The sequence below is a fragment of the Sphingobacteriales bacterium genome (assembly GCA_016706405.1).
Classification (GTDB): Bacteria; Bacteroidota; Bacteroidia; order Chitinophagales; family UBA2359; genus BJ6.
The window spans coordinates 118,564-143,420 of record JADJJT010000001.1; the positions used below are offsets into that span (position 1 = coordinate 118,564).

At 37.7% G+C, this 24,857-nt stretch carries 20 protein-coding genes and 2 pseudogenes; 8 read left to right on the plus strand and 14 right to left on the minus strand.

Annotation, left to right across the window (positions count from 1 at the left end; translation table 11 throughout):
- Positions 1 to 123: 123 nt before the first annotated feature.
- The 10 genes from IPI59_00525 to cadA all read right to left on the minus strand — a co-directional run bounded on the left by IPI59_00525 (position 124) and on the right by cadA (position 11,667).
- Positions 124 to 558 (minus strand): OsmC family protein, encoded by a 435-nt coding sequence (locus tag IPI59_00525; GenBank protein ID MBK7526058.1) that lies wholly within the window; start codon positions 556 to 558, stop codon positions 124 to 126.
- 33 nt (positions 559 to 591) lie between these two features.
- On the minus strand, positions 592 to 1,389 hold the full coding sequence (locus IPI59_00530) for a sulfite exporter TauE/SafE family protein (protein ID MBK7526059.1): 798 nt from the start codon (positions 1,387 to 1,389) through the stop codon (positions 592 to 594).
- 61 nt (positions 1,390 to 1,450) lie between these two features.
- Entirely contained in the window at positions 1,451 to 2,074 is a 624-nt protein-coding gene (locus tag IPI59_00535; protein ID MBK7526060.1) for a Crp/Fnr family transcriptional regulator, read from the minus strand.
- 12 nt (positions 2,075 to 2,086) lie between these two features.
- Positions 2,087 to 2,926, minus strand: a complete 840-nt coding sequence (locus tag IPI59_00540) for a TIGR00730 family Rossman fold protein (GenBank protein MBK7526061.1) — start codon at positions 2,924 to 2,926, stop codon at positions 2,087 to 2,089.
- A gap of 18 nt (positions 2,927 to 2,944) precedes the next feature.
- Positions 2,945 to 4,066: an ABC transporter permease gene (locus tag IPI59_00545; GenBank protein MBK7526062.1), complete on the minus strand. Its 1,122-nt coding sequence runs from the start codon at positions 4,064 to 4,066 to the stop codon at positions 2,945 to 2,947.
- Entirely contained in the window at positions 4,063 to 5,169 is a 1,107-nt protein-coding gene (locus IPI59_00550) for an ABC transporter permease (protein ID MBK7526063.1), read from the minus strand. Before IPI59_00550 ends, IPI59_00545 begins: the two co-directional genes overlap by 4 nt.
- A 102-nt stretch (positions 5,170 to 5,271) precedes the next feature.
- Positions 5,272 to 6,018, minus strand: coding sequence for an ABC transporter ATP-binding protein (locus IPI59_00555; GenBank protein ID MBK7526064.1), 747 nt, complete (start codon positions 6,016 to 6,018; stop codon positions 5,272 to 5,274).
- Positions 6,019 to 6,032: 14 nt separating this feature from the next.
- A complete protein-coding gene (locus IPI59_00560; protein ID MBK7526065.1) occupies positions 6,033 to 6,962 on the minus strand; it encodes an ABC transporter ATP-binding protein in 930 nt (309 codons plus the stop codon).
- Between the two features lie 125 nt (positions 6,963 to 7,087).
- Positions 7,088 to 9,586, minus strand: a complete 2,499-nt coding sequence (locus tag IPI59_00565) for a cation-translocating P-type ATPase (GenBank protein ID MBK7526066.1) — start codon at positions 9,584 to 9,586, stop codon at positions 7,088 to 7,090.
- 47 nt (positions 9,587 to 9,633) lie between these two features.
- Entirely contained in the window at positions 9,634 to 11,667 is a 2,034-nt protein-coding gene (cadA, locus tag IPI59_00570; protein MBK7526067.1) for a cadmium-translocating P-type ATPase, read from the minus strand.
- A gap of 874 nt (positions 11,668 to 12,541) precedes the next feature.
- Here cadA and IPI59_00575 point away from each other — a divergent pair.
- The 7 genes and pseudogenes from IPI59_00575 (at position 12,542) to IPI59_00605 (ending at position 19,698) form a co-directional block, all read left to right on the plus strand.
- Positions 12,542 to 14,806, plus strand: a complete 2,265-nt coding sequence (locus IPI59_00575) for a T9SS type A sorting domain-containing protein (GenBank protein ID MBK7526068.1) — start codon at positions 12,542 to 12,544, stop codon at positions 14,804 to 14,806.
- Between the two features lie 198 nt (positions 14,807 to 15,004).
- On the plus strand, positions 15,005 to 15,673 hold the full coding sequence (locus tag IPI59_00580) for a hypothetical protein (protein ID MBK7526069.1): 669 nt from the start codon (positions 15,005 to 15,007) through the stop codon (positions 15,671 to 15,673).
- Entirely contained in the window at positions 15,670 to 15,840 is a 171-nt protein-coding gene (locus IPI59_00585; GenBank protein ID MBK7526070.1) for a hypothetical protein, read from the plus strand. Before IPI59_00580 ends, IPI59_00585 begins: the two co-directional genes overlap by 4 nt.
- Before the next feature lie 20 nt (positions 15,841 to 15,860).
- On the plus strand, positions 15,861 to 17,180 hold the full coding sequence (locus tag IPI59_00590; GenBank protein MBK7526071.1) for a T9SS type A sorting domain-containing protein: 1,320 nt from the start codon (positions 15,861 to 15,863) through the stop codon (positions 17,178 to 17,180).
- Positions 17,181 to 17,202: 22 nt separating this feature from the next.
- Positions 17,203 to 17,988 carry a prolipoprotein diacylglyceryl transferase gene (locus tag IPI59_00595; GenBank protein ID MBK7526072.1) on the plus strand — a complete coding sequence of 262 codons (786 nt, stop codon included), beginning with the start codon at positions 17,203 to 17,205 and terminating at the stop codon, positions 17,986 to 17,988.
- Between the two features lie 492 nt (positions 17,989 to 18,480).
- A pseudogene (locus IPI59_00600) lies at positions 18,481 to 18,657 on the plus strand (Fic family protein).
- Between the two features lie 54 nt (positions 18,658 to 18,711).
- Complete coding sequence (locus IPI59_00605; GenBank protein MBK7526073.1) at positions 18,712 to 19,698, plus strand: T9SS type A sorting domain-containing protein; 987 nt, start codon at positions 18,712 to 18,714, stop codon at positions 19,696 to 19,698.
- Positions 19,699 to 19,795: 97 nt separating this feature from the next.
- Here the strand turns inward: IPI59_00605 and IPI59_00610 are convergent.
- The 3 genes and pseudogenes from IPI59_00610 to IPI59_00620 all read right to left on the minus strand — a co-directional run bounded on the left by IPI59_00610 (position 19,796) and on the right by IPI59_00620 (position 22,361).
- Positions 19,796 to 20,808: pseudogene (locus tag IPI59_00610) on the minus strand (threonine aldolase).
- A 25-nt stretch (positions 20,809 to 20,833) separates the two neighbouring features.
- Positions 20,834 to 21,367 (minus strand): RsmD family RNA methyltransferase, encoded by a 534-nt coding sequence (locus IPI59_00615; GenBank protein ID MBK7526074.1) that lies wholly within the window; start codon positions 21,365 to 21,367, stop codon positions 20,834 to 20,836.
- 73 nt (positions 21,368 to 21,440) lie between these two features.
- The gene (locus tag IPI59_00620; GenBank protein MBK7526075.1) at positions 21,441 to 22,361 is read right to left on the minus strand and encodes a DUF4476 domain-containing protein; all 921 of its coding nucleotides are present in this window, start codon (positions 22,359 to 22,361) and stop codon (positions 21,441 to 21,443) included.
- Positions 22,362 to 22,644: 283 nt separating this feature from the next.
- Between IPI59_00620 and IPI59_00625 the strand changes: the two genes are divergently transcribed.
- Complete coding sequence (locus IPI59_00625) at positions 22,645 to 23,316, plus strand: YceI family protein (GenBank protein MBK7526076.1); 672 nt, start codon at positions 22,645 to 22,647, stop codon at positions 23,314 to 23,316.
- Positions 23,317 to 23,526: 210 nt separating this feature from the next.
- Here the strand turns inward: IPI59_00625 and IPI59_00630 are convergent, their stop codons facing one another.
- Entirely contained in the window at positions 23,527 to 24,783 is a 1,257-nt protein-coding gene (locus IPI59_00630) for a TolC family protein (GenBank protein ID MBK7526077.1), read from the minus strand.
- Positions 24,784 to 24,857 lie beyond the last annotated feature (74 nt).

A 24,857-nucleotide genomic window follows, 5' to 3' on the forward strand; every position in this document is an offset into this window, starting at 1 on the left:
AGCTTACAAAATTCGGATTAGATTTTTTGGGTTCAGCTACTGTTAGTTACAAAATTAGTTAAAAGTTTAAAAATAGATATTTAAAAGTGTTTTTAATATCCGGATTTTTTAGTTTTTTCTCGTTTAATTCAACGAGTAATTTAAGGTGGATTCTGTTTTCATTGAATTGGTAACAAGGCATGCAGATTTAGCTTTTTCGGCTGCACGTATTGCTTTTTCGGTATCTTTTTCCGGATTTGCCAATTTAATTATGGGCAAAATTTCGGCCTGTGTTATTAGGTATTTGCCTTCTACCATTTCTAATTTTACAATGGTTTTGCAATTGAAATCTTCTAACTCTACCTTTAAGTTGTTGGCAATTGCCAAAAATGTTGCCATATAACAGCTATTGATAGCCGCTGCATACAAATGTTCGGGCGACCATATATTGGGTACGCCGTTAGGAAATTCGGGCGGCGTAGCACATTCGATGGTTGATGTGAGTGATGGGGAAGATAATTCGCCAATTCGCCCTTCTTTCCATTGAACGTTTACTTCGTAAAAATGTGTTTGTGACATAAATGTTTATTTAAAAAAGTTTATAATTTATTATCAATTGAGTAAGGTTTCTTTTATGATGATGTAAATGCCCATTACCAATACAAACCAACCAAATGCGGGCTTAAGTTTTGAGCCGTCAATTTTTTTAGCCAAAGCCATGCCGATAAAAATTCCGGTTATGGCAAAGGCAGTAATTTTTGCCAAAAAAAGCCAGTCAATTTGGGTTTCACTGCTTTCGCCCAAAAAACCAATCAATGATTTTGCGGCAATAATTACTAATGAAGTTCCAACGGCTTCTTTCATGGGAAGTTTGCTTAACACTACCAATGCCGGAATAATTAAAAATCCACCGCCCGCACCCACTAAGCCTGTAAGCATACCAACAACAATACCTTCAATAAAGATTAACGGATAATTGAATTTTTGTTTTTCCGGAGCTTTTTCGGTTGGTTCTTTCTCTTTTTTAATCATATTGTAGGAGGCAAAAATCATCAGCACAGCAAAAAGCAGCATCAGCAATATACTTTTTGTAACGATAAAGCTTGCGATGGTAAAAATTTTAGCCGGAATAGCTGGAACGATAAGTGCCCTTGTGAGAAAAACGGAAATGATTGAGGGAATACCAAAAACGACAGCAGTTTTGATATTAACTAACCCTTTTTTGAAGTAAGAAAATGAGCCTACAACACTTGTTGAGCCGACAATAAAAAGAGAATAGGCAGTTGCCAAAACCGCATCTACATTGAAAAGGTAAACTAAAACAGGGACGGTAAGAATACTGCCACCGCCACCGATTAGCCCTAATGCCATACCAATAAAAATAGATGCTAAACAGCCTGCAATATCCATAGATTTTTGAAATTGATGCTGCAAAATTACACTGTATCAAAAATCTGTACAGCTACTTTGGTTACACAAGGGTTATTTTATTTCGGCCTAATTTAAGTATCTTGTTTTCTTCAAGCTGTTTTAGCAGCCGGGAAACAACAACCCGCGCGGTTCCTAATTCATTGGCTAATTGCTCGTGGGTTGTTTGAATGGTTTTTGACTGGGCTAATTCGGCCTTCTTTTTGAGCAAATTCAATAGCCGCTCATCTACTTTTTTAAAGGAAACTGCATTGACAATTTCTAACAATTCTTCAAAGCGTTTATGATACAAACGGAAAATATAATCTAACCATTGTGGGTATTCTTTTATGAACAAGGAAACTTTATCAACGGGCAAAAACAAAATTTCGGCATCTTCTTCCACTTCGGCTCTTACTTTGCTTGTTTCGTTGTGTATGCCGCCCAAAAAAGACATAATACAACTTTCGCCTGCTTTGATGTAATAGAGTAATATTTCTCTGCCGTCTTCTTCTGTCCGGATAACTTTTAAGGTGCCTTGTGTAACAATGGGAATAGAGCGAATAGGTGCATTTTCGTTAAGTATTACGCTCCCGGACTGGTAGTTTTTTTGAATACCGTATTTGTATAGTTTCTCGACCAATTCGGGCGAGGATTTAAATTCGGTTATTTGGCGTAAATCTTCCATTTAGCGTAAAAATTAAAGGGGAGGCATCGCCATAATGATATAATGCAACATAAGGTCATGATGAGTGGTTTCTTTGACTATACTGTTTATTGTTGTTATATTTGGGCTGCTTGGTATTTTTTTTTCTCTTAAAACCCATGATGCAGGTTTTGCGGGTTTGAGTTTTAATCCGGTATGTTGTGTGGCATACCTTGAAATATGTTCTATCACTTCATCCGGATTATCGGAAAAAAGAATGAGGTTCAAATCTTCCTCACTAATTGCTTTTTCGTGCCACATGCGGTCAATATGGTCTTTAATGTGTTTGTAATATTCTAAGCCCATAACTACAATAGGCATTTTTTCAATTTTTTTTGTTTGAATGAGGGTAACGGTTTCAAAAAACTCGTCTAATGTTCCGAACCCACCCGGAAGGATGATAAAGGCAAAGGAATATTTGCGCAATAATTCTTTCCGGACAAAAAAATAGTCGATGGTTACAACTCGGTCTAAATAGGGGTTTCCTTTTTGTTCGTGCGGCAGTACTATATTGCAGCCAACAGATACGCCTCCGGCCTCTTTTGCCCCTCGGTTGCCTGCCTCCATAATTCCGGGCCCGCCGCCGGTCATAATTGCAAATCCTTGTTTTGCTAATTGGTAAGCTACTTTTCGTGCCAACTCGTAATACTCATTACCTTCGTTAAACCTTGCCGAGCCAAAGATGGTAATTGTAGGTCCTAAAAAATGCAAAACGCGAAACCCTTTTATAAATTGCACAATTACGCCTAGGGTGTATTTCAGTTCGGCCCAACGAGAGCGCGCACCTTTCAAAAAATCGCGTTCTTCTCTTACAAATGGATTTTGTTTAGTCATTAGAATTGATGTTTTTTTTTAATTGGTTTTCTTATAATTCAAAATTGCAAAACTGTTTAAAAGTACGGCAAACCCAATCATTATTAAAAAATGATTTTTGATGTCGGCAAAACTGCTTCCTTTTAGTACAATCATTCGCACCACTTCAATAAAATAAGTTACCGGGTTGCCTTTTGCTATCCTATAAGCCCAGTTGGGCATTCCGTCAATGGGGGTAAATAAGCCGCTCATTAACATAAATATCATCACGAAGAAAAATGCTACAGACATTGCCTGTTGCTGTGTTTCGGCAAAAGTAGAAATAAGTAGGCCAAATCCCAAAAGTGCAATTAAATAAATTGCCAAATAGCCATACAGCAGCCCTAAACTGCCAACAGGAACGATGCCGTAAACAAAACGCGCAACAAAAAACAAGCCAATGCTAAACACAAACATACCAATTACCCAAAACGGAATGAGCTTGCCCAATATAAATTCATATTTTTTAATAGGGGTAACGTTTATTTGTTCGATGGTGCCGACTTCTTTTTCTTTTACTATATTTAAGGCGCACATGTAGGAGCCTATCATTGTTACTAATATTACTAAAATTCCCGGAACCATAAAAAACGCATAGTCCATAGTTGGGTTAAACCAGTTTGATGAGGCGATGGAAATAAGGGGTGTGGCGTTAAATTTAGTTGGCTGCATCCATTGTAAACGAATATCGGCGTTGTAGGCGGTAATAATTTCACTAAGATAGGCGCCACCTAAGCCTGCTTTTACGCCATTGATGGCATTGATGGCAATAAATAATTTTTGCTCGTTTTCGCGCGTTAAATTTGCTTCGAAACCCTGGGGTATTTCTAAAATTAAATCAGATTTATCTTTTTCAATTTGTTTTAATGCCGAGGTAAAAGATGGGCTAAAATCTGCTAATTTAAAATATCCGGAAGCAGTTATTTTTGAAATTAGCTGTTGCGAATACGTTGAATGGTCGTGGTCAACTATTGAAATATTTATGTTTTTTACTTCGTAGTCGGCGGCCAGCGGCAGTAAGAGCAACTGTACTATTGGCACAACAAAAATCAATGGCAACAGCGCTTTGTTGCGGAATATTTGTTTGAATTCTTTTTGGAGTAAAAATTTTAACGTTCTCATGCCAACCGGATTTTAAATTTTTTGAAGCTCACTACCAATAAAAAGCAAGTCATGCTTAAAAGTACTAAAGTTTCTTTCCATATAGCACTAAACCCCAGCCCTTTAATCATAATTGATTTTACAATGGTGTAGTACCATTTTGCAGGAATAATATTGCAAATAAGTTGTAACGGAACAGGCATATTTTCGATAGGAAACATAAAACCTGTAAATAAAATAGTAGGTACTAACATGCCCATCATTGAAATAAGCATGGCCGTTTGCTGCGACTCTGTTACGTTTGAAATAAGCAAGCCCAAGGCCAGTGCCGTAATTATTAATAAAATACTCTCGGCAAACAGCAATAATACGCTGCCGTTAATTGGCATAGCCAAAAGGGTAACGCTTAAAACAAGTATTACACTAAGATTAATTAGCGATAAAAAAAAGTAGGGAATAGCTTTTGAAATGATAACCATAATAGGGTTAAACGGCGAAACCAAAAGTACTTCCATGGTGCCCATTTCTTTTTCTTTAACAATAGAAACAGCGGTCATCATTACACAAACCAACATCAAGACCAAGGCCATAATTCCCGGAACAAAATTTGTTGCCCCTTTTAATTCGGGATTATACAACATGCGAAGTTCGGGAACTATCCGGAGTGGCAGTGTATTGTTCTCCATCAACTCCCGCTGATAATCCATAATAATATTGGTGGCGTAGCTTGTTAAGGTATTAGCCGTATTTGGGTCAGATGCGTCGGCAATTAACTGCACTTGCGCCTTGTTTAAGTGTAACAAATCTTGGTTAAAATTAGCCGGAAAAATAATTGCTAATTTTATGTTTTCTGCTTTAAATGCTTCCTCAATTTGTTTGTGGCTCATTAATGTTTTCGTAATTTGAAAATTTTTACTTGCTGCAAATTTGCCAATAATTTGTTGTGTGGCTTCATCTTTAGCATAGTCGCAAATTACAATTTTTGAATTTTTTATTTCGTTAGTCAAGGCAAAACCAAACAAAACAATTTGCACAATGGGCACACCAAATAGCATGAGCAAGGTCCTGCTGTCTCGGAAAACGTGATAAAATTCTTTTCGTACAAATGATAGAAACTGTTTCATATTGTTGGCTGGTGGCTATTGGCTATTGGCTATTGGCTGATGGCTATTGGCTGATGGCTATTGGCTGATGGCTATTGGCTATTGGCTGTTGGCTGGGGGCTATTAGTCGCTGGCTCTTTCCGCGCCTCGGGCTAATTCATAAAATACTTCACTCATTGAGGTGGCCGAGTATTGTTGTTTTAAGTTTGCAGGCGAGTCTAATGCTTTTATTACGCCGTCCACCATCATAGAAATGCGGTTACAGTATTCGGCTTCGTCCATATAGTGTGTGGTTACAAAAATGGTTATACCCCTGTCGGCTGCTTGGTAAATTAAATCCCAAAACTGCCGCCTTGTTATTGGGTCAACGCCGCCGGTGGGTTCGTCTAAAAAAACAATTTTTGGCTCGTGCAAAACGGCTACCGAAAAAGCTAATTTTTGCTTCCAGCCTAAGGGCAACGAGGAAACTAATTTTTTTGCTTCGCTTTTTAGACCTAATGTTTCAAGGAGTTCATTGCTTTTTTCTTTCAACTGCTTATTGGGTAAACCGTAAATGCCGCCAAAAAAATGTATATTTTCTATTACCGTTAAATCTTCGTACAATGAAAATTTCTGACTCATGTATCCGATGTTTTTTTTGATTTTTTCGGTTTGCTTGTAAACATCAAAGCCTGCAATGGTTGCCCTTCCGGAGGAGGGTTTAGAAAGGCCGCAAAGCATTTTCATAGCAGTTGTTTTTCCGGCACCATTAGCGCCAAGAAATCCAAATATTTCGCCGGCATAAACCTCAAATGTAATTTCGTTGGCAGCTATAAAATTGCCAAAGCGCTTGGTAAGTTTATCTGTTTTTATTACTATTTCGTTTGTCATGGTTAACTATTTGCTTATAGTTGGTGGTTATTGGCCATCAACCCAATGAAACAATCTTCAATACTTGGTGCAATTTGTTTTAATTCAACGTCATAAAAATCATTATTGCGCAAGGTTTGTAATAGTTCGTTTTGCGTGTGCTCGTTGTCATTTTGAAGGGTTATATGATGAAAGTCGCCAAACGAAAAACAAGTTTTTATTTGAGCGTTGCTTCGCAAGACAGCAAGAAGCCTGCCCATATTTATTGCCTTTATTGCAAATAATTTATCCGGAAACTGCTTTACAATAATATCGGGCGCATCAATAGACATTATACTGCCGTTTTGTATCAAGGCAATGCGTTCGCAAAGGGTAGCTTCGTCCATATAAGGTGTAGAAACCAAAATGGTAATGCCCTGCTGCTTTAAGCCTTTTAGCATGTCCCAAAACTCTTTTCTTGAAACGACATCTACGCCTGTGGTTGGCTCGTCTAAAAATAAAACCATTGGCCTGTGAATTAAGGCACAACACAAGGCTAATTTTTGTTTCATGCCACCCGACAATTTTCCGGATTTGCGAGTTTTGAACGGCTCTAACTGAACATAAATGTCTTTTATTAAATCGTAATTTTTTGCTATGCTTGTGTTGAATAAGGTGGCAAAAAAGTTTAGGTTTTCTTCAACGGTCAAATCTGTATATAACGAAAATTTGCCGGGCATATAGCCTACGTTTTTGCGAATAATTTTATAATCTTTTACCACATCGCAACCATTTACCGAGGCCGTGCCGCTATCGGGTAAAAGTAAGGTGGTAAGTATCCGGAAAATGCTGGTTTTGCCCGCCCCGTCTGCCCCAATTAAGCCAAACAGCTCGCCTTTGTTTACTTCAAAAGAAACATTATTTACTGCTTTTACTTGGCCTTTATTGTAGGTTTTTACGATATTAGATAATACAACGTCTTTCAAAATTGACAAAGTTCGGTTTGGAGTTAATAATTATATATTTATTTGTTGAATATTATTTTTAACCACTCTGCCTCAAAACCAAAAGTGAAGTAACGAAAAAGTATTTTGTTTTCGCTTATAAACTTTCATTTTTTTCGTTTCAGCCATTTATATATTTCAAACCATAACACAACTGCCGATGCAATACCTGCCGCTAAGCCCAATTCCCTGATATGTAATTTAGTTAGATGGAAAAAGTTGGCAAATGGCGGAACATAAAGAATGGCAAAAAGTAAGACCAGCGTTAAGCCAATGACCATTAAAAATAAGTAATTTTTGTTTTTAAAACTTTCAAACATGCTGTAATAGAACGAACGATTGGCCAAACTCAACAAAATATTAGCAAATATTAAAGTTGTAAATACTATTGCCCTTGTTTTTTCTTCGCTGCCTCCATTTTGAACAGACCATTGATAAGCAAATAACACCCCTGCAGTAATCATTAAGCCCTGAATAATACTAATAGCAAGTTCTTTCCGGTTCAAAAAAGTATCGGTCATTTTTCGGGGTTTTTGTAGCATGGTGTTTTTTTCCATAGGTTCGTTTTCATAAACAATAGAACAGGTTGGCCCCATTATCAACTCGAGAAAAATAACATGAACGGGTGTAAAAATTTGCGGAAACACCCATCCCAGAAACAAGGGCAGAGAAACCGTAAGTATAATTGGTATATGAATAGAAATAATGTACTGAACAGCCTTTTTAATATTGGCATAAATTCTTCTCCCGGCGGCAATTCCAATAATTAGTTTTTCCAAATCGTCATTAGTAATTACCAAAGCAGCGGCAGCTTTTGCTATTTCTGTGCCTTTACTGCCCATTGCCACGCCAATATGAGCTGCTTTAAGGGCGGGGCCATCGTTTACACCGTCGCCAAGCATGGCAACCACTTCACCGTTTTTTTTCAGCGCATTTACTACGGCAAGTTTGGCTTCGGGAAACATTCTTGTAAACAATATCTTTTCTCCGGATATTTGCTGTACTTGTTCTTCTGAGTAGTCCATAATTTCTTTACCTTCAATGGCATCGGCAGTATTTATAATTCCGGCCTGTGCTGCAATGCTTTTTGTGGTTTCAGTATTGTCGCCCGAAATTACTTTTACTTTTATTCCGGCATCGTAAATTTGTTGAAAAACCTTTTTAATACCTTTTTTGGGAGGATCGTAAAACACTACTAAGCCAAGAAAATCAAACTTAAAATCCTGTTGCGAAGCTGGAAACTTATCGCCTTCAAAATTAGATTTGGCTACACCTAAAACCCGAAAACCTTTCTGCCCAAAAGTTTTAACAAGGCTTCTTAGTTTGGTTTTTTCGTTCTCAGATAGGGTAGAAACATTAAGAATGGCTTCGGGAGCACCTTTTGCCGCAATAATCCGTTTTCTTTCCGGATTTTCAAAAATATGTGTCATCATGGGAGGCCTACCTTCTAACGGGTATTCATAAAACATTTGGTAGTTTTTTCGCTCATCATATTTCTGTGTTTGTTCATATACTTTGTGCAGTATTTTTTCCATGGGGTCAAAAGGAACCGGCTCGCTACCCCACATAGCGTAATTAATCAGCATGGAAAGGGTAGGGTCATCAAAATTATTTTCATCGAAAACCTTATCGGTATTGTACGCATAAAGGTGCTTTAATTGCATGGTGTTTTCGGTAATAGTGCCTGTTTTATCGGTACAGATAACTGTTGTACTTCCTAAGGTTTCGACAATAGTACTTCTTTTTATGATGATGCCTTCGCGCATTAATTTCCAGGCACCCAAGGCCATAAAAGTTGTAAAGGCTACCGGAATTTCTTCGGGTAAAACAGACATGGCCAGGGTAAGACCTGCCAATAAACTTTTAAGAATATCGCCCGATTGTAAATAACTAAAGCTCCAAACTAATAAGAAAACAACAATTCCAATAATTGCCATTGACCGAACAAATTGTGTGATTTGTTTTTGCAAGGGCGAAATTTCCTCTTTTATATTTTGTAAAGATTGCCCGATTTTGCCTATACGGGTATTTTTGCCAATTTTTTCTACTTGAAAAACAACTAACCCCGAAACAACTAAGGTGCCACTATATACATTTTTATCGGCTGTTTCGGGATTTTTAAAAACAGGCAGGCTTTCTCCGGTAAGCGAGGCTTCGTTGACCGAAAAATCATTACTTTGTATAATAAGTCCGTCAGCGTTAATCACTTTCCCTTCTTCGGTAACGCAAAAATCGCCGACAACAATTTCGTGTGTGGGTATTTGAATTGATTTGCCATTTCGAATGACGGTACTTAGCGGCTCATTCAGTTTTTCCAAGGCTTCTAAGGCGTTCTTGCTCCGGTTATCCTGATAAAAAGAAATCGCTGAAACGGCAATAATTGCCAAAAACATAAATAATGCTTCGCCGTAATTGCCAACAATTAAATAAATACTCGATATGGCAAAGAGCAAAAGCAGCATTGGCTCTTTTAAGGTCTCTAACAGCAATTTTAGCCAACTGGCTTTATAAGCGGCTTCCATCCGGTTGTCCCCATATTTTTTACGGGCAGTGGCGACCTCGCTGTCATTAAGCCCTACAAGGTGGGAAGCAATACTGTTTTGCATAGCTATTTATTTCAGTTTTAATCGTTTTTTGTTTTAATTGTTGGGGTTCAAAATTTCATTTTTTGTATTCTTACTGCGTTTAAAATAGCCAATAAAGCCACACCAACATCGGCAAAAACGGCCTCCCACATGGTTGCTAAACCTCCGGCACCAAGCGCCAAGACAATTGCTTTTACCGCAAAAGCCATTACAATATTTTGCCATACAATTTTTTTCGTCTGTTTGCTAATATGTATTGCCATTGGAATTTTACTCGGCATGTCGTCTTGTATTACCACATCGGCAGTTTCAATGGTGGCATCGCTTCCTAAGCCACCCATGGCAATGCCTACATCGCTAAGGGCAACAACAGGCGCGTCGTTTACGCCGTCTCCTACAAAGGCTACGGTTTCGTTTTTTGCTTTTATTTCTTTTACCTTGTTTACCTTGTCTTCGGGCAGTAAGTCGCCAAAGGCATGGTTAATGCCCAATTTTTCGGCCACATATTTTACTACGCTCGATTTGTCGCCACTCAGCATGACGGTTTTTACCTGAAGCGTTTTCAGTTCGTCAATGGTAGCTTGTGCGTCTTCTTTTATGCTGTCGGCAATGGAAATATAACCGACAAATTTTTTATCGTAAGCCACCGCAATTGTAGTGTAAACAATGCTGCTGGGGTCAAGGTCGTATAGAACAGCAAACATGTCCATTAACTTAAAATTTCCTACCAATAACTCTTTTCCGTTTGCTTCGGCTTTTAATCCGTGCCCCGATATTTCTTCTATATTTTGCAGTTGGATATTGATATTTGTGCTACCAACATATTGATGGATGGCTGTTGCTACCGGATGCGAACTGTGGCTTTCCAGCGCATCTACCATTTGCAGCATTTCTACTTGGTTAACTGTTTTGTCAAAAACAATTTCTTGTACTTTAAATACCCCTTCGGTTATGGTGCCAGTTTTATCCATCACCATATTTTGCACTGTGGCAAGTATATCTAAAAAGTTGCTTCCTTTAAACAAGATACCATTTTTTGAAGCAGCGCCAATTCCGCCAAAATAACCTAACGGAATACTTATAACCAAGGCACAAGGGCAAGATATAACTAAAAAAATCAATGCACGGTACAGCCAGTGGGCAAACACATAATTAGCTGTCAGAAAGTACGGCAATACGGTAATTAAAATTGCCAAGAGGACTACAATTGGCGTATAAATTTTTGCAAACTTCCGGATGAATAATTCCGTAGGTGCTTTTTTAGTGGTGGCATTTTGAACTAATTCTAATATTTTGCTCAACTTGCTATCTGTATAAGCAGTTGTAACCTGTATGTGGGCAACGGTATTTAGGTTTATCATGCCTGCCAAAACCGTTTCGCCTTTAGTTTTAGTGTCGGGTGTACTTTCGCCGGTAAGTGCTGCGGTGTTAAACGATGCTTTTTCCGATAGTAATTTTCCGTCTAAACCTAATTTTTCGCCCGGCTTTAATTGTATAATTTCGCCAATTTTTACACTTGCAGCATCTACTGTTTGTGGCTGATTGGCAGCGTTTAAAATTGTTACTTCATCGGGTCGCTGGTCAAGTAACGATTTAATATTTGATTTGGCTTTTTTTACAGCCAAGGTTTGCAGCACTTCGCCAACAGCATAAAACAACATTACGGCAACGCCCTCGGGATATTCACCAATGGCAAACGCTCCGATGGTGGCAATGCCCATTAAAAAAAATTCCGAAAAAACTTCTCCTTTGATAATGCTTTTGAACGCTTCTTTAATAACAGGAAAGCCAACCGGAATATAGGCCAATACATACCAAACAATTTTTAACCAGCCAGCAAACCATCCGGATTTTAGAATATGGTCAAAGCAAATGGCGGCAAGTAATAAGGTTAAGGAAATGATACTTGGTAAAAACATCTTTATCGTACTACTGTCGCTGTGCTCGTGGTCGTGGTCGTGTCCGTGATGATGATGATGATGTTTTTCTTTTAATAATGCTTTTGCTCCGGCATTACTGTATATCTTTTCTTCCTGCGTGCAACAAAGTTGTTTGCCTTGCGCATCGTACGTGTGCTTATGATTTTTATCTGCATTTATCATTTAATCTTATTTAATATGTTTGCTTGATATTTGTTGCCACAAAAGTAAAAAAAATGTACCTTATAAAAACTAAATAACAAGGTTGCTGTCCTTTGTTACTTGGATACGCCAAACAAAACAAACTGTTAATAGGGCTTGGTGTATGTTTCGATGCTGTTGAAACTATACCACTTAATTTGAAGCAAGGAGTCATAATTTTTTTTTAGGGGCCATGGCCAACGGGGTAAAATATAGACATAGACGCAACCGATTATTGTTTGCTAATATGTTAATAAAAAGCATTTAACATTATTTCACAATTTATTTCATCTTATTAAAACAAGCCTGTATATTTGCCGGTAATTATTGTATCTTATAAAATAGGATATTTACTTTGTGTTCTTTGACCATCTAAAACAACAATTTTCAACTTTTCCGGATAATAGAAAATAGCAACGCCCCCGTTCAGACTGAGCCTTTGGCTTACCATACTGATATAGCAAGCACCCTTGGATGAAAAAAAAAGAAGACCAAGCAGCCAACCCATACTTGCATATAGTTGCCTACCAAAACCGAGTATAGTTAGTAAATTGTACCTATAGTGCAGCAGAAACTAGTGGCAGTATCCATATTATATTATTTGTAAACTTATTTAACGGGTACAAAGCCCATTGGATAGTTTATTTAATAACAAAAACGCGAAATAAATTGCGCATAAATAATAGTTGGCATCGATACCCCCTCCTAAAAACAAGACGCGCGTAGTTTGCAGGGGACGGGAGTTTAAGCCAACGGCGGGAGTTTCATCAGGATTGCGAACCGCCTTTGAATGTACGAACTTGGCACAGATAGCCGAAAATGGATTTAAGAGTAGGCAGGTTTAAATTATTTTTTTATGAAAAAGCAACTACTTTTGTTGTTTTGCTATTTGTTTGTTTCGAACAATTTGCTTATGGCACAACAACCTGCCTTATTTTCAGATAGTGTAACCTACCATAAACAACCAGTTGACTTGCAAACAGATAGCTTACTAATGGTTTTTAGAAACCCCATCCCTTTGACAACCTTGCAACTAAACAGCATAGGCAATATACAATATGTAGAATCGGTTGCCACAATAAACAATAACGACAATAGGTACGCTGTACGGTTTATGGCCGTTGCAATGCAAGCAAATATCGACCTGGCAAAAACACAAATAAAGCAAATAGCTCCACAACTAACAGAGGCACCTGTACTATTAAACTATGTACCCGATAGTTTTGCTTTGGCACGGCACAATTTTTATCCGGAAATGTTACACTACACCGAAGCCAAAAATAGCGTACTTGCCAATAATCACCAACGGCGATTTTTACCTGCCAAACGCTATACCATTGAGCTTACACCCATTGAGGGCATCGACGATTATAGCGCGGCATTTACAACCTTAGCGAACACCTATAATTTAACAGCCATAACCGACACCAACAATATTTTACCCGCTAATGTAAAGATATTCAATTTCGTTAGTTTGCAAAATTACATGGCATTTGCAAATACGCTAAACGCCATAAATAGTTTGCCTCAGGTAAACAATGCCTACCTACAACTCGAAAACGACAATGTTTATACCGAAAACAAACCTACCCTACCCGTAGGCACAAACACTTGTAGCCCCCAAAACGAAGGCTTTGTGTGGCACAACGATGCCAACGGCAAAATAGGCTCGTGGGCTATTGGTGCTAACGACCTGCAAATAGGTTTCGATAGCGACGGCGATGGCACCGACGAACTACTTAGTATTGCCGACAATGGCTGGGCAACCATACAACGTTATAACGAAGATGAATGGGAGTATGTTTGGAGCAATTACGGCAATTGGTGGCTTGGCGAGGTCGATTTAGGACGTTTAGCCGGATATGTAGTAATGCAAAATGGCGACTCGCAAGGCAAGGAACATATCTTGTTTCTTATGCATCCGGAAGGAGGCGGCATTGGGCAATTTAATAAATTAGTAGCCAAGCTATTGCGCTTTGGCACTACTAAATGGACAACGGCCGCATGGAGTTCGGGCTTGCAATTCTACGACATCAATAATAATGGACCCTACCAAATAAACATAAACCCCCGTTTCGCCGCCTTTGACCACGACGGCGACGGCAAAGATGACCTTTTTTACTTAGATGCCCAAGGCAACCCCATACTTTGGTATTTTACCCCCGGCAATGCCGGTAAATGGCACTTAAATACCCGCTACAACGGCAATGGCAATACTTTGATTGGCAATACCGACTTAAGCAATATACAAGCCATTTATGCCCTAAAAGCCGACTCTTTAGATACCGCAGACGAATTGCTTTGTATTAATACACTGTGGGCAAATATGGAAAACTACAACGCTAATTCAAATACTTGGACACAAAAATATACCAACCAAGGTAGTGGGCATTTAGATGATGTTGTAACAGATGTTCATACGCCCCGATACCATAAACTAAGTGATTTAGATTTTTATTTAGTTTCAAACTTAGATGGTAATGAAGTAGCTGAAGAAATTTTCAGCTTCGAGAAATATGCTAATAATAATTGGATTCAAATACAATCTTTTAATACACATCCAGTAAGAATTAAAGATGGGTTTAGCTTTAAATGGTGTAATTGGGGCGAAGGTAGCATTTATGATATATTTAAACTAAGTGATAGGCTAAACATTGTTTCTATTAAACTTTGTAGTTCGACAAATAAAGATTTAACACTTTTCTGGAGTTCGGAATCATATACAAAAATAAATGTTTTCCCTTTTACTTTTACCAAAAAAATTAAAGGTGCTGCTACTATTTTCAAGGTTTCTGATAAAGTTCATTATTACCTCAGTCACAAAACAAATTATGCTGAGTATGCTAACACTTTAATAAATAGCAATATTTACCCAAACCCTGCTATTAACTACACTAAACTAAGTCTATCTACTACGGTTTACATAAACGAAATGACTGTGCAAATTGCCAATTTGAGCGGGCAGGTATTGGTTAAAAAGACAATACCCATAGACCTACACCCCAACGAAGAGGCTACCTTTGGCTTAGATGTTAAAAGCTGGTTACCCTCCGGAAACTATATTATGAGTTTGCACTACCAAAACTATACCGTTGGTAGTCATAACTTAGTGGTTTTGTAAATTTTGTAATAAAAAACATATACAATAATGACTACAAAGGTATTTCTACCCCTCGGATTTGTTTTGCCTTGCATAATATTGCTTGCTTCAATAGCGTGCAATACACGTAGCAACCGCCAATCGTACTTAAATATACCCTGCGACAACGACAATTTAAACTTTGTTTCGCCCGAAGATAGTATAGCCGTTTTTAAACTAATGGACGAATTGGGTATTCCACGAGTTTCTAATATTAGAAACCCAGATGAACAATATATAGGTTTTGCCTTAAATTATTTGCTGCCTCGAGTTAAAAATGCCGATAATATTAATAAAAAAATTTATGATAGTGTAGCTCGCTTGTATTTACCATACAATTATACAATGTTTAATAAGACAATGTATGACTTAACGGTTGAAAGGTTTTTTACTATAGCAAACGCTGATGCGGTTTTTATCGGAAAAGTAATAAATATTACTGATACTTACGACACTATTAACTGTAAACATTTTAACTTAGACTATGAGGTTGCCATTGAAGAGGTTTTATATAGTAATAATAATATTGTTTTAGGCGATAAAATTGTTATAAAAAATACCTGGGGAAAATCGGCAGGATGTGCTAATGATAGGTCTGGTTTTAATAATATTACAAGGGCGGCAGACATTAGGTTAACAAAAAAAAACGATAAAAGACTCTTTGCTATTAATCTAAATGAATCGGCAAGATTATTTACCTTATACAAACTATCGGGCAGAATACCTCATAAATATAAAGATAAATACTGCGAAACAAGATTTATCCGCAATCATTTTTTAATAGAAAACAGCAATAGCGATACAATTAAAAATGTTAAAAAATTATTAAATATAATACATTTAAAATGAAATACAAATTCTTATCAATTATAGTTTTTTTTTCGCAATTAGTTTATGGACAATGTGATTATGAAATAGTTACCTCTGACCACGATGCTTTTTATATAGGAAGATGGGTTGATAGAACAGACCCTATAATGAAAAACTTTGGCCATCTGCAAATGCCTACAGTATAGCATTCTCAATTCATGAAAATTTGCTCTTTCCAGATAATTTTATCGAAGCAATAGACCGAGCCATGCAAAAATGGAATTTTGCAATTTATGATGGCGAGAAAGTGGCACCGAATTTAATTAGAAATTCGCCTACTGTTCAACTCAATGACTTTGTAAATGATTCAGATGGATTGAATATTATAGGTATAGACAATTTCGAAGAAGTTGAATGGATAGAATTTGATCCGGAACCATTAGCAATTTGTCATACTAAATTAAACAAGTGTGGCGAGTCTGATTTTGCCCCTGTCATTACAGACGCTGATATATCGTTTAACCCAAAATTCTACTTTCAAATTATGCAATCTATAATTATAGATGAATGTGTTGATATTTATGATTTCGAAACTGTATTGATACATGAACTGGGACATAGTTTCGGTTTAGGACATATTGAAAATATAAGTCTAAATTACACAGTTATGAATCCTTCTACTCGAAAGAATTCAATTAATTCTGATTTGTGGGGGGAGGATTTATGTTTTGCTTATGTTCTACATAATCACAATATACCCTGCGAGGATTTTGGTGACCCAGAGATAGACAAAGCTGAAGAACCCTGTGTTTGTAATTTACCCACTTGCAAATCTGGATATGCTGCTGCCTATAGTTCCAAAATTATTAGTGCTATTTTATACTTCGAGCGCAAATACCTCAATAATAAAATCCCTAAAATCAAAAAAACAATATTATACAATATAGACGCGTTAGAGAATACAATTTACAACACCTCGCCGCAAAGTAAAGCTTTAGCTACTAAATTAGATTCCTTACTATATAGTTACCTCGATAATGTAACCGAAGCATTCACAACAACACATAAAGGCGGTCTTTTAAACGAAAATGATATCGCCATTTTATACGATTTCTTGTATTCGCTACAACAACAAACTAACAATACCGAAATTATAGCCGCTTGTGAGTATATTATTAACTACCTGCCATATTTAAAAGGTAAGCCACTTAAAGAAGCACTTATTATTTTAGATAAAGGCGAAATACCCAATAATATTGGCTTTAAAGACCCCATTACTATTGTTGGCTTGCTAAACAACCATGTCCGCAGTACAACGCTATATTTAGATTATTTTTTAAACACCCAAGGCGAGTTTAGCTATCAAATTATAGACCTTAATGGTAAAATTGTAAACTCGTTTACCGAATATCAATATGCTGCCAAACACAGCCAACCCATAAGTATAAACAATTTGCCCAGTGGCATTTATTTTATACAGGTATCGCATAACAATAATCCGGTAAATGCTAAAAACAACAACCTACGCTTTATGGTTTCTAAGTAAGATAATTACCATCCTGTTTTTCATGTCCAATTTTGCAAAATGGTTACCACAGCAAACAGCCGATTGGTATATGTTTATGATGGGAGTAGCGGCATTTGTTAGTAGTTGTTTTTTACTTTGGTACCTAAAATATAGGCTAAACAAGGGCGTAAACCCAATTGCTGTCTTTGGTGTAGTTTTTATTTTAACAGCTATTGGTTTTATTGGCGCAAGGGTTTATTCGGTATTAGAGGATGTTGTTTTGCATGTAATAGATGGTAATAGAATTACAACCTACCCATTTTATGACAAACTTGCCAACAACGGTGGTTTTAGGTTTTATGGGGGGGTGCTCTTTGTTGTTTCGTTTTTACTTGTATGTTCTAAATGGTTCTCTATTATTAAAATTTTAGAACTATTAGATGCATTCGCTATAACAATTTGTATTGCCAGCATTCTCGGTCGTGTTGGCTGCCAAATATCCGGAGACGGTTGTTATGGCACCTATACCACATTGCCATGGGGTATGCACTACACAAATGGTGTTTACCCCAGTCTTTTACCTGTTCACCCCGTACCAATCTACGAAATGATTATAAGTTTTGGCTTGTTTGTTTATTTGTTTAGGCTCGAAAAACAGAAACAATTTGCCGGACAATTATTTTGCCTCTATTTAATCTTTAGTTCTATATCGAGGTTTTTATTAGAGTTTATACGCAACAACACCTCAATAGCTTTTGGTTTAACATTTACCCAATTAACTGCCCTACTATTTATAGTTTTGGGAACAATGCTATTTACACGTTTAAGTAAATTTTTAGCTCATTAGGGGTATATACATCATAAGAGTTTACCCCAACGAGCAGTTGGTAAAAAAATCAGATATTAACAAAAGCGACACCGAAAAATACCTATATTAAATGCCCGAATAAAAAACATTGCACAAAAGCCTTATCAATCCCATAAAAATTACCGTATATTTGTAGCACTAAACTTCTAACAAAAAACCCAGCAACGCTATCATAAAAAGAATAATAAGAACCTGCTGCAACAATCCGATTGAGCATACATGCTGCCCCCAATTTGCCGTATTTTAATTTGAAGCATTTTGTAAGGAAAACGAAGGGAAAAGGTCGCGTTTTCAAGCGTTTTGTAGAAGGAAAACTAATACCTCCAAAAATCCACACCGCTGCCAACAATGGCTTTGCGGTTAGGCGGGGTGACGTGTTTTTGGAGTGAAAATTTTTTAATAAAAGTTAAAAATGTATTGTAAATTTGTACTTCGTAAACCGCCCAACGCAAAGCCCGGGCATTCGCCGATAAATTAGCAGAAATTTTAGACAACGTAAACTATTTACATCCATTCAGAAAAGGAAACGGAAGAACGCAAAGAGAGTTTTTAAGACTGTTGGCATTGGAAAAAGACTTAACGCTACATCTTAACCCACCAGACAGCAAATTAGTTTACTACCTTAAATTAATATCTCAACTCCAATAAAAAGTTTTTCTGATTTAAAAAAAGAGTGCAAGCCACTTGATTTGTTTTACAAATATGATATTAAAACTATTGAAAATAAAACATATAACACATAAAGCAAGAATCATTGCTTTTTTGTTGGCAGCAATTTTTATTTCCGCCCATCATGCCGGCGCACAAACGTGGTGCCCTAAGGGGGCCGAATGGACTTATAACTTTTATAGTATGGCGCTTTCGGGCTATCAGAAATTAGTTTACGAGAAGGATACCATCATTTCATCTCAGCCATGTAAAAAAATTGTTGGAAACCTGATAATTCCTCATTACGATACATGGGATTCTCCACCAACAGGCGTTGATACGATACCAGTAAATCCGGTTTTTACTTTTTCGCAAGGCGACACGGTTTTTATGTTTTCTAACAATTCATTTCAACCTGTTTATTACTTCAATGCCCAAGTTGGCGACACCTTGCCGTATTACAACATCATGCTGCCCAATTTCACGGGCTGCGATACAATTCTAAGGCAAGTAGTAGATGACGCAGGAACGATTAGTATCAATAATGAAACATTGCGTTTTTATATAGCCCGGTTCATTGATTTTGATGACTATTTTTTCAGTCCTGAAACTGTTGCCGTTATTGAACGATTGGGGGCAACAAATAACTTTCTTATTCCGGAGTTTTATTGTTTTACAGATGCAGAGACGTACACACTTCGTTGCTATGGTGACGACAATTTCGAAACGTATCAAACAAAATCTACAACTGCTTGCGACTATATTTATACAGGCCTAACAGACCTTGAAAAGAGCACTATAACCATTAGCCCAAACCCTACACTCAATATACTAAATATTAGCAGTTCGTATAACACGAGCATTGAGCACATTAACATTTATAATATTGTTGGGCAATTACAAAAACGAATGAGTACCGGTAGCGGTCAAACAATTTTAACTATTGATGTTAGCAAGTTTCTATCCGGAATATATTTTATTCAACTTGTTACAAGAAATGGACAAGTAATGACAACAAAATTTATTAAACAAACACCTTGACACAAATAAATAAAACTGCCAACCGCTAATGCCGGATAACCATTTCCTTGTATCGTGTTTATTTTTTTATCCGGAAAATGTGTTGTTTTTTATGTTATTACTGTTTTAACACCGAGCATACTTTTTCCAAATCGGCTTCGGTTATATCTAAATGGGTAACTAAGCGCACTGTTTTAGGGCCAAACGCAATGGCTTTAATTTGGTTTTTTTGTAAATAGACCAAGAAGTTTTCGAGGGCTAATTCTGAGGCAAAATCGGCTACAATAATATTTGTTTCAACGGGGTGTATAGCAACAATATCCGGATAATTTGCCAATACCTGCCCCAAAATTTTAGCTCGCCTGTGGTCGTCTGTTAAGCGGTCAATATGGTTTTCTAAGGCATAAATGCCGGCGGCTGCCAATATGCCTGCTTGCCGCATACCGCCCCCATAACCTTACGCAAACGCCTTGCTTTTTTAATAAATGCTGCTGTACCTAATAACACCGAGCCTATTGGCGCGCCCAACCCTTTAGACAAACAAACCGAAATACTGTCGAACAGAGGGCCAACTTGTTGGGGTTTGATGTTTTGGGCTACCATGGCGTTAAAAATGCGTGCGCCGTCTAAATGGGTAGCCAATTGTAAACGTTTGCTTTCATTGCTAAGGGCTTGCATTTGGCTTAGGGTGTAACAAGCGCCGCCTGCTTTATTTACGGTATTTTCAAAACAAATTAAACGAGTAGCAGGCAGCCAGTCGTAGTCGGGGTTAATGGCAGGTGCTAACTGATGTGGCTGTATGCGTCCGGCGTTTCCGGAAATTAATTTAAGCGCCACTCCCGAATGGAAAGCGTAGCCGCCGGTTTCGTGGCAATGTATATGCGAAATTTCGTGGCAAATTACCTCATCTAAAGGTTGAGTATGTGTTTTAATGGCAATTTGATTGCACATGGTACCTGAAGGGCAAAACAAGGCCGCTTCTTTATTAAAAAGGTTGGCTATTTTGGTCTCTAAGGCATTAACAGTGGGGTCTTCGCCAAATACATCATCGCCTACGGGGGCAGCCATCATGGCTTTTAACATGTTGGCAGTTGGGCGGGTTACGGTGTCGCTTCGCAGGTCTATAAACATGTTTATTTAAGGGTTAAAGTTGTTGTTACGAGAAAAAGCTAAAAATGGTGGTGCCGTAGTTGCGGGAATGGGTAAAACGGGGATGCGCTGTAAATTTGTGGTTGGGGTTGTGTTCTAAAATAAAAAGCCCATCGGTAGCCAATAAACTGAACTCAAAAATTAAATCGGGAAGGGTGGCCAGTTGGGGCATTGCGTAGGGTGGGCCGGCAAAAATAATATCGTATTGCTGCTGGCAATTGCCAGTCCGGATAAATTTTAGCACATCTTGGGCCACTATTTGAAGTCCAAGCTGATATTTTTGGTTGTTGTTGTGTATAAATTTAAGGTTGCCCTTGTCAATTTCGACTAATGTAATATTGTTGCACCCGCGCGAGGCAAACTCGTAGCTAATGCTTCCGGTGCCACCAAACAAATCTAATACACGCAGGGCGCTAAAATCGTAGGTATTGTAGAGCATGTTAAACAGCCCTTCTTTAGCCATATCGGTAGTTGGGCGTGCGGGGGTATTTTTAGGTGGGGTAAAGCGATGCCCTTTTAGTCGGCCTCCAATTATACGCATGTATTTGTGTTAATTTTATTTTATTTTTATTGCCGTTATTTCCGGAGAAAAAAACAAGGTCAAATCTTGTTAACTACTCTTTGAAAAAAGTATGGTAGTTGGTAATAAATTTATCCCAGTCTTGTAACGAACTGCTAAAGGCAAACTGTGTTTGCTTATGGATGCTTGCAATATTTACATCTTTTATAAACGGATAAGCAAATTTAAGTAACTCGGTTATATTTCGTTCAAATTTAAGCGAGGGCAGGCACAACAGCAGTTGGTTGGCGGTAAAACAATGGCGTGTTATATTGTTTCTAATAAAGTCCATGCGCTCAAAATCAAATGTTTTTTTGGATAGTTCCTCTAAAAAAATGGCCATTTCTTTTTCGGAGAAAGGGTTTTGGCAGTTATTGCTATTTGCTATTTCCAATGGTTGTTTGGGCGCTGTGCGCAATTGGCGCACCAACCTTGTTGCTTCCTCTGGGGTAGTGGGTGCTTTTATGACTGGATTGCCCGTAGTTTTGTCGTTACTTGTGTTTGTTGTTGTGTTTTTTAATAAGGGTTGGTAAATTGTTGCGGCTCTGTTCGGCGGGGGGGCTAAGCCAGCTCGCCCGCGTACACGCCCGCGCGATATTGTTTTTTCGGCTACAAATACTAACTGCAAAGGGCCTTCTACGGCTTTGTGTTGAATTTTGAATTGCCAGTTACTGCCTTCTTTGATATACAACCGCTGAAACAATACTTCCGGATTTGGGCCATTTACAACTAACACAATATCGCAAAATGGGGCGGGTATATTGCGTATTACTATGCTGTCGTTGGGTGCATTGCCTTGTAATGCCTTGTTTACCCAAACATCAAACAACGGAAGGTCCTTTTCGCCACTTACAATCGTTAGGGTAGCTAAGGGCTGCGGCCCAAGCGATACTGTTTTTGCCCATGCCGGTAAATTTAATTGCCACCCCAAATATACTAACACTATTGTTGATACTACTAAAAAACGAAACTGCATACCTTGTTTTATTATTGTTAATAACAAACTTCAACAGCAAAATTAGGGCAATTTGCGGTAGAATTAATCATAACCCCATAAGCTAAACAATAAAAATGTACTGCCGTAAATTTAAAGGGCAAGGCTTATACTTTAAAAACTTATGGAAGCACCAATTAAAAAAAGTTAATTTTTGTGGTTTGTTTAACTTTCGCATGAACATTTTAAACAAATATAACGTTAAACAGAGCTAAATTGGTATTTAACCAAAAATAAAAATTATTATATTAATATTTTAAAAACTATGTTTAAGAGCAAAAAAAATCTTTTAGTTCCTTTTTTATTAGCAATTTTTGTATTAACAGCCTGCACACAAGCCCCCGATGCCCCAAAAGCAAAAGGCAGTGACCCACAACCAGTTGCCAGCACAACAACACCTGCCACAGCTACCCAAGCCACCTATAAAGTTGATTTGGCAAAAAGTGTTGTAAACTGGGTGGGCACAAAACCCACAAGCCGCCATAATGGCACTATTAATATTAGCGATGGAAGTTTTAATGTTGACAAAGGCGAAATTAAAACTGGCTCGTTTACCCTCGACATAAATAGTATTGCTGTAACTGACTTAACCGGCGATAAAAAAGCTGACCTCGAAAGCCATCTTAAAGATGCCGACTTTTTTGACGCGGGTAAGTTTCCGGCTGCCAAATTCGAGATTACAGGCATTACAGCCCAACCTTCAGCCGATAAAAAATATACCCATAATGTATCGGGCAATATGACAATTAAAGATATTACAAAAAATATCAGCTTTCCGGCAAATATTAAAGTTTCTGATACTGAAATCTCTGCTCAATCGGAGTTTAATATTTTGCGTACCGATTTTGGTATGACTTACAAGAGCGATAAATCTTTGGGCGATAAATTAATTAATCCGGAAGTTAACTTGGCTTTAAATATTACGGCCCGCAAATAAATTGAAGGTAATAGCTTGTTTCTTTTTTATTGGCAATAATAATATCTAGCTAAAATTAAAGAATACCTCGTTGAAAAATTAGCAGATTAGCCCTACCCGTCTCTTCGGGTACGCCATAATTTACTAAACCAATTCGCATCCTTTAAGCCTTGATTTCAAGTTTAAAGGATGCTTTTTTATTATATTCTTATGCTATAAGTTGTCATTACCTTACTGTTCAGACTTTAATAAAAAGTACTGCCATTGTAAATTAGCCTGTTGGTAATTGTTTATGCTTTGTAAAAATGCAACTTTTATGGCAAAAGCATCGCGCAGGGTTTGTAAATACACCAGGGCATCTGTTTCTCCGGCCATAAAAAAGCGGGTGGCCATAGTTGCAAGTTCGGCGGCATTTTGGTTGCCACTGCTTAAATAATAATTTAGCTCGTTTGCGCTTTGTTGTAATTGGGTTTTAATTTGAAGCTGGGCAATTTCAAGTTCAGTTTGGGCGGCAGCGCTTTGTTGTTGGGCTATGGCAATTTGGGTGGTGGCAGCCTGTATATTATTTTTGTATTGTCGCCACCATAAAGGCACACTAAGCCCTAAACTAAACCGGTTTTGTATGCTTGTATTTTTATCGCTTGGGTTTAGGTAGCCTATGCTAAATCCGGGCAATGCTTGCTTTTTGGCTAATTTTTTCTGCCAGTTAGCTAATTTAATATTTTGTGCGTGTAATTTAATTATCGGATGATATTGCAACGAGGCCGAGTCGGGGGGGTATTGCTGGGCATCGGGTGGCAGAGATATAGCAGTATCCGGAATAACCAATGGTTCAACGGCTTTTATTTCAGCTAATCCGGTATAAACGACCAAAACGGTTAAAGTATGTTTAACCTCGGCTTGTGCTGTTATTAATTGGTTGTGTATTTTGCCATATTCGGCAGCAGCATAGGTTTTCGCTAAAGCGGTTATTTGCCCCGCCTCGAATTGGCGGGTGGTGTTTTCTACAATTTTTTGGTAAATCGAGTCGGTGGTGCGGTATAACTCAACCTGTGCCTGCGCAAACTGGGCTTGCAAATAAGCAATTCTAAGCATTAAACTTATTTGCGCTTGGGTAACTTGCTTTTGAGCAGTTTGAATAGCTATTTGCTGTTTTGCTAGTTTTTTTTGCGTTTTATAAACTGTTGGCAGTTGAAACGCCTGACTGACCCCAATGGTATAAAAATCTCCGGTTGGGTTGGTAAAAGTGATTTCGGGATTTTGTAATGCTGCCGCGGCTTTAGCTTGTTGCTGACTTTGTAAAATGGCCAAGTCGGCGGCAATTATTTCCGGATGTTTTTTTAAACACAATTCTAACGCATTGGCTAAACTTAATGGTTGGGCGTTTGCTACCAAAATTTGAAATGATAAAACAAATATCAATGGCAACAATCTGAAACGAAAATATATTAATAAAAAATTATATTTGCTACTACTTTTAGTATTCATGATGCAAAATTAAATGGGTTTGTGCAGCAAATGGCATAAAATTTGACCTTTTTTTGTTCAAAACAGCGCGAATG

Excerpts from the sequence above, each read along its gene's own strand:
- IPI59_00525 (MBK7526058.1), bottom strand. The coding sequence starts at position 558 with ATGTCACAAACACATTTTTACGAAGTAAACGTTCAATGGAAAGAAGGG.
- IPI59_00530 (MBK7526059.1), bottom strand. The coding sequence starts at position 1,389 with ATGGATATTGCAGGCTGTTTAGCATCTATTTTTATTGGTATGGCATTA.
- IPI59_00535 (MBK7526060.1), bottom strand. The coding sequence starts at position 2,074 with ATGGAAGATTTACGCCAAATAACCGAATTTAAATCCTCGCCCGAATTG.
- IPI59_00540 (MBK7526061.1), bottom strand. The coding sequence starts at position 2,926 with ATGACTAAACAAAATCCATTTGTAAGAGAAGAACGCGATTTTTTGAAA.
- IPI59_00545 (MBK7526062.1), bottom strand. The coding sequence starts at position 4,066 with ATGAGAACGTTAAAATTTTTACTCCAAAAAGAATTCAAACAAATATTC.
- IPI59_00550 (MBK7526063.1), bottom strand. The coding sequence starts at position 5,169 with ATGAAACAGTTTCTATCATTTGTACGAAAAGAATTTTATCACGTTTTC.
- IPI59_00555 (MBK7526064.1), bottom strand. The coding sequence starts at position 6,018 with ATGACAAACGAAATAGTAATAAAAACAGATAAACTTACCAAGCGCTTT.
- IPI59_00565 (MBK7526066.1), bottom strand. The coding sequence starts at position 9,586 with ATGCAAAACAGTATTGCTTCCCACCTTGTAGGGCTTAATGACAGCGAG.
- cadA (MBK7526067.1), bottom strand. The coding sequence starts at position 11,667 with ATGATAAATGCAGATAAAAATCATAAGCACACGTACGATGCGCAAGGC.
- IPI59_00575 (MBK7526068.1), top strand. The coding sequence starts at position 12,542 with ATGAAAAAGCAACTACTTTTGTTGTTTTGCTATTTGTTTGTTTCGAAC.
- IPI59_00580 (MBK7526069.1), top strand. The coding sequence starts at position 15,005 with ATGGACGAATTGGGTATTCCACGAGTTTCTAATATTAGAAACCCAGAT.
- IPI59_00585 (MBK7526070.1), top strand. The coding sequence starts at position 15,670 with ATGAAATACAAATTCTTATCAATTATAGTTTTTTTTTCGCAATTAGTT.
- IPI59_00595 (MBK7526072.1), top strand. The coding sequence starts at position 17,203 with ATGTCCAATTTTGCAAAATGGTTACCACAGCAAACAGCCGATTGGTAT.
- IPI59_00605 (MBK7526073.1), top strand. The coding sequence starts at position 18,712 with ATGATATTAAAACTATTGAAAATAAAACATATAACACATAAAGCAAGA.
- IPI59_00615 (MBK7526074.1), bottom strand. The coding sequence starts at position 21,367 with ATGCGTATAATTGGAGGCCGACTAAAAGGGCATCGCTTTACCCCACCT.
- IPI59_00620 (MBK7526075.1), bottom strand. The coding sequence starts at position 22,361 with ATGCAGTTTCGTTTTTTAGTAGTATCAACAATAGTGTTAGTATATTTG.
- IPI59_00625 (MBK7526076.1), top strand. The coding sequence starts at position 22,645 with ATGTTTAAGAGCAAAAAAAATCTTTTAGTTCCTTTTTTATTAGCAATT.
- IPI59_00630 (MBK7526077.1), bottom strand. The coding sequence starts at position 24,783 with ATGAATACTAAAAGTAGTAGCAAATATAATTTTTTATTAATATATTTT.